Annotated in this window: 5 protein-coding genes; 3 read left to right on the forward strand and 2 right to left on the reverse strand. The window is 64.0% G+C overall.

The window, feature by feature from the left end:
- A partial coding sequence (locus MRY84_RS16535) for a DUF3683 domain-containing protein (protein ID WP_291506799.1) occupies positions 1-1467 on the reverse strand: 1467 nt, incomplete at its 3' end.
- A gap of 192 nt (positions 1468-1659) precedes the next feature.
- Complete coding sequence (serA, locus tag MRY84_RS16540; protein WP_291506800.1) at positions 1660-2889, reverse strand: phosphoglycerate dehydrogenase; 1230 nt, start codon at positions 2887-2889, stop codon at positions 1660-1662.
- A gap of 300 nt (positions 2890-3189) precedes the next feature.
- On the opposite strand from serA, the gene ugpB reads away from it, so the two are divergent.
- The 3 genes from ugpB to MRY84_RS16555 all read left to right on the forward strand — a co-directional run.
- Positions 3190-4500, forward strand: a complete 1311-nt coding sequence (gene ugpB / locus MRY84_RS16545) for a sn-glycerol-3-phosphate ABC transporter substrate-binding protein UgpB (RefSeq protein WP_291506801.1) — start codon at positions 3190-3192, stop codon at positions 4498-4500.
- A 123-nt stretch (positions 4501-4623) separates the two neighbouring features.
- Positions 4624-5505, forward strand: a complete 882-nt coding sequence (gene ugpA / locus MRY84_RS16550) for a sn-glycerol-3-phosphate ABC transporter permease UgpA (protein ID WP_291506802.1) — start codon at positions 4624-4626, stop codon at positions 5503-5505.
- Position 5506: 1 nt separating this feature from the next.
- The coding region (locus tag MRY84_RS16555; protein WP_291506803.1) for an ABC transporter permease subunit at positions 5507-6093 on the forward strand (587 nt) is incomplete at its 3' end.

Here is a 6093-nt window from a genome sequence, read left to right on the forward strand (position 1 = left end):
GATGTCGCCGATCAGCACCATCTTGGGCAGGCCGCCATTGCCCTTCTTGCTCTTGGTGGCGTAGCCAACGGCCTTGAGGTAGCGGTCGTCCAGGTGCTCCAGCCCGGCCAGCAGCACGCCCGAGCGCTTCTGCTCGGCGAACATGAAGTCCTTGATGTCCACGATGCTGGGCACGGCGTCCTTGGCGTTGCCGAAGAACTCCAGGCACACGGTGCGCGTGTGCTCGGGCATGCGGTGCACCACCCAGCGCGCGCTGGTGATGAGGCCATCGCAGCCTTCCTTCTGGATGCCGGGCAGGCCGGCCAGGAACTTGTCCGTCACGTCCTTGCCCAGGCCTTCCTTGCGGAAGGTGCGGCCCGGGATGCTCAGGCGCTCGGTGCGCACCGGTGTCTTGCCATCGGCCTCGAAATACTGCAGCTCGAAGGTGGCCGTCTCCACGTCATGGATCTTGCCCATGTTGTGGTCCAGGCGGGTCACTTCCAGCCACTGGGCGTCGGGCGTCACCATGCGCCAGCTGGCGAGGTTGTCCAGCGCCGTGCCCCACAGCACGGCCTTCTTGCCGCCCGCGTTCATGGCGATATTGCCGCCGATGCAGGATGCCTCAGCGCTCGTCGGGTCCACCGCAAACACAAAACCTGCGCGCTCGGCCGCGTCGGCCACGCGCTGGGTGACCACGCCGGCCTCAGTCCAGATGGTGCCCACCTCGCGGTCCAGGCCCGGCAGGCGGCGCAGTTCCACCTCGGTCATGGCTTCGAGCTTTTCGGTGTTGATGACCACGCTCTTCCAGGTCAGCGGAATCGCGCCGCCGGTGTAGCCGGTGCCGCCCCCGCGCGGGATGATGGTCAGGCCCAGCTCGATGCAGCCCTTGACCAGGCCGGCCATCTCGGCCTCGTTGTCGGGCGTGAGCACGACGAACGGATACTCCACGCGCCAGTCGGTCGCGTCGGTCACGTGGCTTACGCGCGAGAGGCCATCGAACTTGATGTTGTCCTTGGCCGTGAGGCGCCCCAGCGTCTTGCGGACCTGGCGGCGCAGCTGCGCCGCCTGCTCGAAGGTGGCGTTGAAATCGGCCACGGCACGGCGCGCGGCCACCACCAGCTCGCCCACCAGGCGGTCACGCCCGGCATCGTCGGCGGGGGTGCGGCGCTTTTCGATTTCGCCCAGGCGGTGGTTGAGCGCCTCCACCAGCAGCTTGCGGCGATCGGGGTTGTCCAGCAGGTCGTCCTGCAGGTAGGGGTTGCGCTGCACCACCCAGATGTCGCCCAGCACTTCGTACAGCATGCGGGCGGAGCGGCCCGTGCGGCGTTCCTTGCGCAGCTGGTCCAGCACGTCCCAGGAGGCGGAGCCCAGCAGGCGGATCACGATCTCGCGGTCGGAGAACGAGGTGTAGTTGTACGGAATCTCGCGCAGACGCACAGGCTCGGCGGCCTGCGTCTGCAGGGCAGCCAACGCTATCGGAACATTCATGGGGATCTACCTGGGGTGGGCGCGTTGCGCCCTCGGGCCTTGGGGCCGGAATTTTATGCCACGCCCCTTGAATGCGCTGGCCCAGGCCCCGCGCTCCAGCCACCCCGAGGACATTGAATGCGAAATTTCAAGCTGAATTGGCCTGCAGCGCTTGGTGGACAAGCGCAAGAAGCTATCGTTTCAGGAGCAACCTCAAAACAGCACCCGGCTGCGCAGTGTGCCGGGCACCTGCGCCAGCCGGTCCAGCGCCAGATGGGACGAGGCGGCATCGGTGTCGATCACCACATAGCCGATCTTCTCGTTGGTCTGCAGGTACTGGGCCGCGATGTTCATCTGCAGGTCCGAGAAGACGCGGTTGATCTCGGACAGCACGCCCGGCACGTTGCGGTGGATGTGCAGGATGCGGTGCTTGCCGGGGTGGGCCGGCAGCGCCACCTCGGGGAAATTGACCGACGAGATGCTGGTGCCGTTGTCGCTGTACTTGACCAGCTTCTCGGCCACTTCGAGCCCGATGTTGGCCTGCGCCTCCAGGGTGGAGCCGCCGATGTGGGGCGTGAGGATCACGTTGTCCAGCCCGCGCAGGGGCGAGAGGAATTCGTCCTTGTTGCTCTTGGGCTCGACCGGGAACACGTCGATGGCCGCGCCCAGCAGCTTGCGGGCCTTGATGGCCTCGGCCAGCGGCTCGATTTCCACCACCGTGCCGCGCGCCGCGTTGATGAGGATGCCCCCCGGCTTCATGGCCGCGATCTCGGCCGCGCCGATCATCCATTGCGTGGAGGGCAGCTCGGGCACGTGCAGGCTCACGATATCGCTCTGGCCCAGCAGGTCGTGCAGGTGATGCACCTGCCGCGCGTTGCCCAGCGGCAGCTTGTTGACCACGTCGTAGAACGCCACGTGCATGCCCAAGGCCTCGGCCAGCACCGACAGCTGCGTGCCGATGGAACCGTAGCCCACGATGCCCAGCGTCTTGCCGCGGATCTCATAGGCGTTGTCCGCCGATTTCAGCCAGCCACCGCGGTGGGCCACGGCGTTCTTCTCGGGGATGCCACGCAGCAGCAGGATGGCCTCGGCCAGCACCAGTTCGGCCACCGAACGGGTGTTGGAGTACGGCGCATTGAACACTGCAATGCCGCGCTCGCGCGCCGCGTTCAGGTCGACCTGGTTGGTGCCGATGCAGAAACATCCCACGGCCACCAGCTTGCTGGCATGGGCAAAAACCTCTTCGGTGAGTTGCGTGCGCGAGCGGATTCCGAGGAAATGCACATCGGCGATCTTGCGCTGGAGTTCCTCGCCTTCCAGCGCGCCGGACACGGTTTCGATCTGGGTGTAACCGGCCGCACGGATCACGTCCACCGCGGAGGAATGGATGCCTTCGAGCAGCAGGAATTTGATCTTGTTCTTGTCCAGCGAATTGGTGGCCATGGCAGATAGAAGGATGGTTGAAGAAGGAAAAGCAGCCGGCGCGCTGAAGCGCGAACGAACCGCACGGCAGGGATCGGCAAACGGGCGCTCAGCATGGTGCATTGCACAAAACCTTGCAAGCCTCGGCAAATGCGCCACACACTGTCACAAAAGGGTCACAATCCAGCCGCTTCAAGGGATTCTCAAGGGGTTTCCCGGTTGTTGCCCGCATCTGCCTCATGCGACAACGACATATCAATGTCACATCGGCTGCATAGCATCCGGCCGTTGTGCTTTTTGTCATCTTCGGAGGAAATATTCATGCAAACGAAGCATCTGGCGGTGAGTGCTGCCATTGCCCTGGCGGTCTGCGCACCGGTGCAAGCCCAGCAAGTGGAAATTCAATGGTGGCATTCGATGAGCGCAGCGCTGGGCGACTGGGTCAATGACCTCGCCAAGCAATACAACGCGAGCCAGACCAAATACAAGGTGGTGCCCACCTACAAGGGCACGTACGACGAGTCCATGACGGGTGCCATTGCCGCATTCCGCGCGGGCAATGCCCCCCACATCCTGCAGGTTTTCGAAGTGGGCACCGCCACCATGATGGCCAGCAAGGGCGCCATCGTGCCCGCGGCCAAGGTGCTCAACGACGCAGGGTTCAAGTTCGATCCCACCGAATATGTATCTGCCGTGGCCGGCTACTACACCGCCCCCAACGGCCAGATGCTGAGCTACCCGCTCAACAGCTCCACCACCGTGTTCTATTACAACAAGGACGCGTTCAAGAAGGCAGGCCTGGACCCCAACAAGGCCCCCAAGACCTGGCCGGAAGTGTTCGATGCCGCCTCCAAGCTCAAGGCCAGCGGACACAGCTGCCCTTTCACCACCAGCTGGATCAGCTGGACGCAGCTGGAGAGCTTCTCGCTGTGGCACAACACGCTGTTTGCCTCCAAGAACAATGGTTTTGACGGGAACGACGCGCAGCTGCAGGTCAACTCGCCGCTGCACGTGCGCCATTTCGAGAACCTGGCCAAGGCTTCCAAGGAAGGCAGCTTCGTCTACAAGGGCCGCGGCAACGTGCCGGACGCCTCCTTCCCCTCGGGCGAGTGCGCGATGATGACGGGCTCCTCGGGCCTGTACGCCCGTGTGGCCAAGGAAGCCAAGTTTGCCTACGGCATCTCGGCCCTGCCCTACTACCCCGACGTGAAGGGCGCCCCGCAGAACACCGCCATCGGCGGCGCCAGCCTGTGGGTGATGGCCGGCAAGAAGGCCGACGAGTACAAAGGCGTGGCCGACTTCCTGAACTTCCTGAACGACACCAAGGTGCAGGCTGCCAGCCACCAGCGCACGGGCTATCTGCCCGTGACCACCGCTGCCTATAAGCTGACCGAGGCATCGGGCTTCTACGAGAAGAACCCCGGCACGGACGTGGCGGTGACGCAGATGATCCGCAAAGCCACCGACAAGTCGCGCGGCATCCGCCTGGGCAACTTCGTGCAGATCCGCTCCATCATCGACGAGGAAACCGAGCAGATCTGGTCGGGCAAGAAGTCGCCCAAGGAAGCCCTGGACACTGCCGTGAGCCGTGGCAACGAGCAGTTGGTCCGCTTCGCCCGCGCCAACAAGTAAGCCATGCCAAGCCCCTGTTGACTGCGGCCCGGCCGTCCTGGCCGACCGCTGTCACCAGCCCGCCCCCTCGCAGACCACCCGGGTTTTGCAGGCAGGCGGGTTGTTCTTTTTAAGAGTCCAGACATGGAAAAACGCGTTTTATTCCGCTCTGCATGGCTGCCGTGGGTGCTTCTGGCCCCGCAGCTGGCCATCATCAGCATCTTTTTCTTCTGGCCCGCAGGCCAGGCTCTGGTGCAATCGTTCCAGATGCAGGACTCCTTCGGTTTTTCGAAGGAATGGGTGGGTTTTGACAACTTCCGGGATCTGTTCCAGGACCCGGGCTACCTGGCTTCGTTCAAGACCACGGCTTTCTTCTCGATCCTGGTCGCCGTCAGCGGGATCACGCTGTCGCTGATCCTGGCGATCTTCGCCGACCGCATCATCAAGGGCGCGATGGTCTACAAGACCGCGCTCCTGCTGCCCTACGCCGTTGCGCCGGCCGTGGCAGGTGTGCTGTGGATGTTCATGTTCTCGCCCTCGCTGGGTGTGGTGGCCTACATGCTGCGCCAGGCTGGTTTCGACTGGAACCACATGCTCAACTCCGACCACGCCATGGCGCTGATCGTGATCGCCGCCGTGTGGAAGCAGATCTCCTACAACTTCCTGTTCTTCCTGGCGGGCCTGCAGTCCATCCCCAAGTCGCTCATCGAGGCCGCCGCCATCGACGGTGCGGGCCCCTGGCGCCGGTTCTGGAGCATCCAGTTCCCGCTGCTGTCGCCCACCACGTTCTTCCTGCTGGTGATCAACGTGGTGTATGCCTTCTTCGACACCTTTGCCATCGTGGACGCCACCACCCAGGGCGGCCCGGGGCGCGACACCGCCATCCTGGTCTACAAGGTCTACCACGACGGCTTCAAGGCCATGGACATGGGCGGCTCGGCCGCGCAGTCGGTGGTGCTGATGGTGATCGTGGTCGTACTGACCGTGATCCAGTTCCGCTACGTCGAAAAGAAAGTCCAGTACTGATATGGTTGAACGCAGCCCTTATCTCACCGCGTTCTCGCACCTCATCATGGTGCTGGGCGTGATCATCGTCGGCTTCCCGCTGTACCTGGCCTTCGTGGCCTCCACCCACACCGCGCAGGACATCGTGCAGGTGCCCATGCCCATGGTGCCCGGCAGCAACTTCTGGCAGACCTACCACGACGCGCTGTTCGGCGGCGGCACGGGCGCAGGCTCCACCGCCCCCGTGGCGCGCATGATGTGGGTGAGCTTCATCACCGCCATCGTCATCACCGTGGGCAAGATCGCGATCTCGCTGCTGTCGGCGTTCGCCATCGTGTACTTCCGCTTCCCGTTCAAGGGCATCTGCTTCTGGCTGATCTTCATCACGCTGATGCTGCCGGTGGAAGTGCGCATCGGGCCCACCTACCAGGTCGTGTCGGACCTGGGCATGCTCAACAGCTACGCGGGCCTCACGGTGCCGCTGATCGCATCGGCCACGGCCACGTTCCTGTTCCGGCAGTTCTTCCTCACGGTGCCCGACGAACTGGTGGAGGCGGCGCGCGTGGACGGCGCCGGCCCCATGCGCTTCTTCAAGGACATCCTGGTGCC

The organism is Acidovorax sp. (assembly GCF_022763525.1).
In the GTDB taxonomy this organism is placed as follows: domain Bacteria; phylum Pseudomonadota; class Gammaproteobacteria; order Burkholderiales; family Burkholderiaceae_C; genus Acidovorax.

Bases quoted from the DNA above. Each gene is read 5' to 3' on its own strand.
- serA (WP_291506800.1), bottom strand. From the start codon at position 2,889: ATGGCCACCAATTCGCTGGACAAGAACAAGATCAAATTCCTGCTGCTC.
- ugpB (WP_291506801.1), top strand. From the start codon at position 3,190: ATGCAAACGAAGCATCTGGCGGTGAGTGCTGCCATTGCCCTGGCGGTC.
- ugpA (WP_291506802.1), top strand. From the start codon at position 4,624: ATGGAAAAACGCGTTTTATTCCGCTCTGCATGGCTGCCGTGGGTGCTT.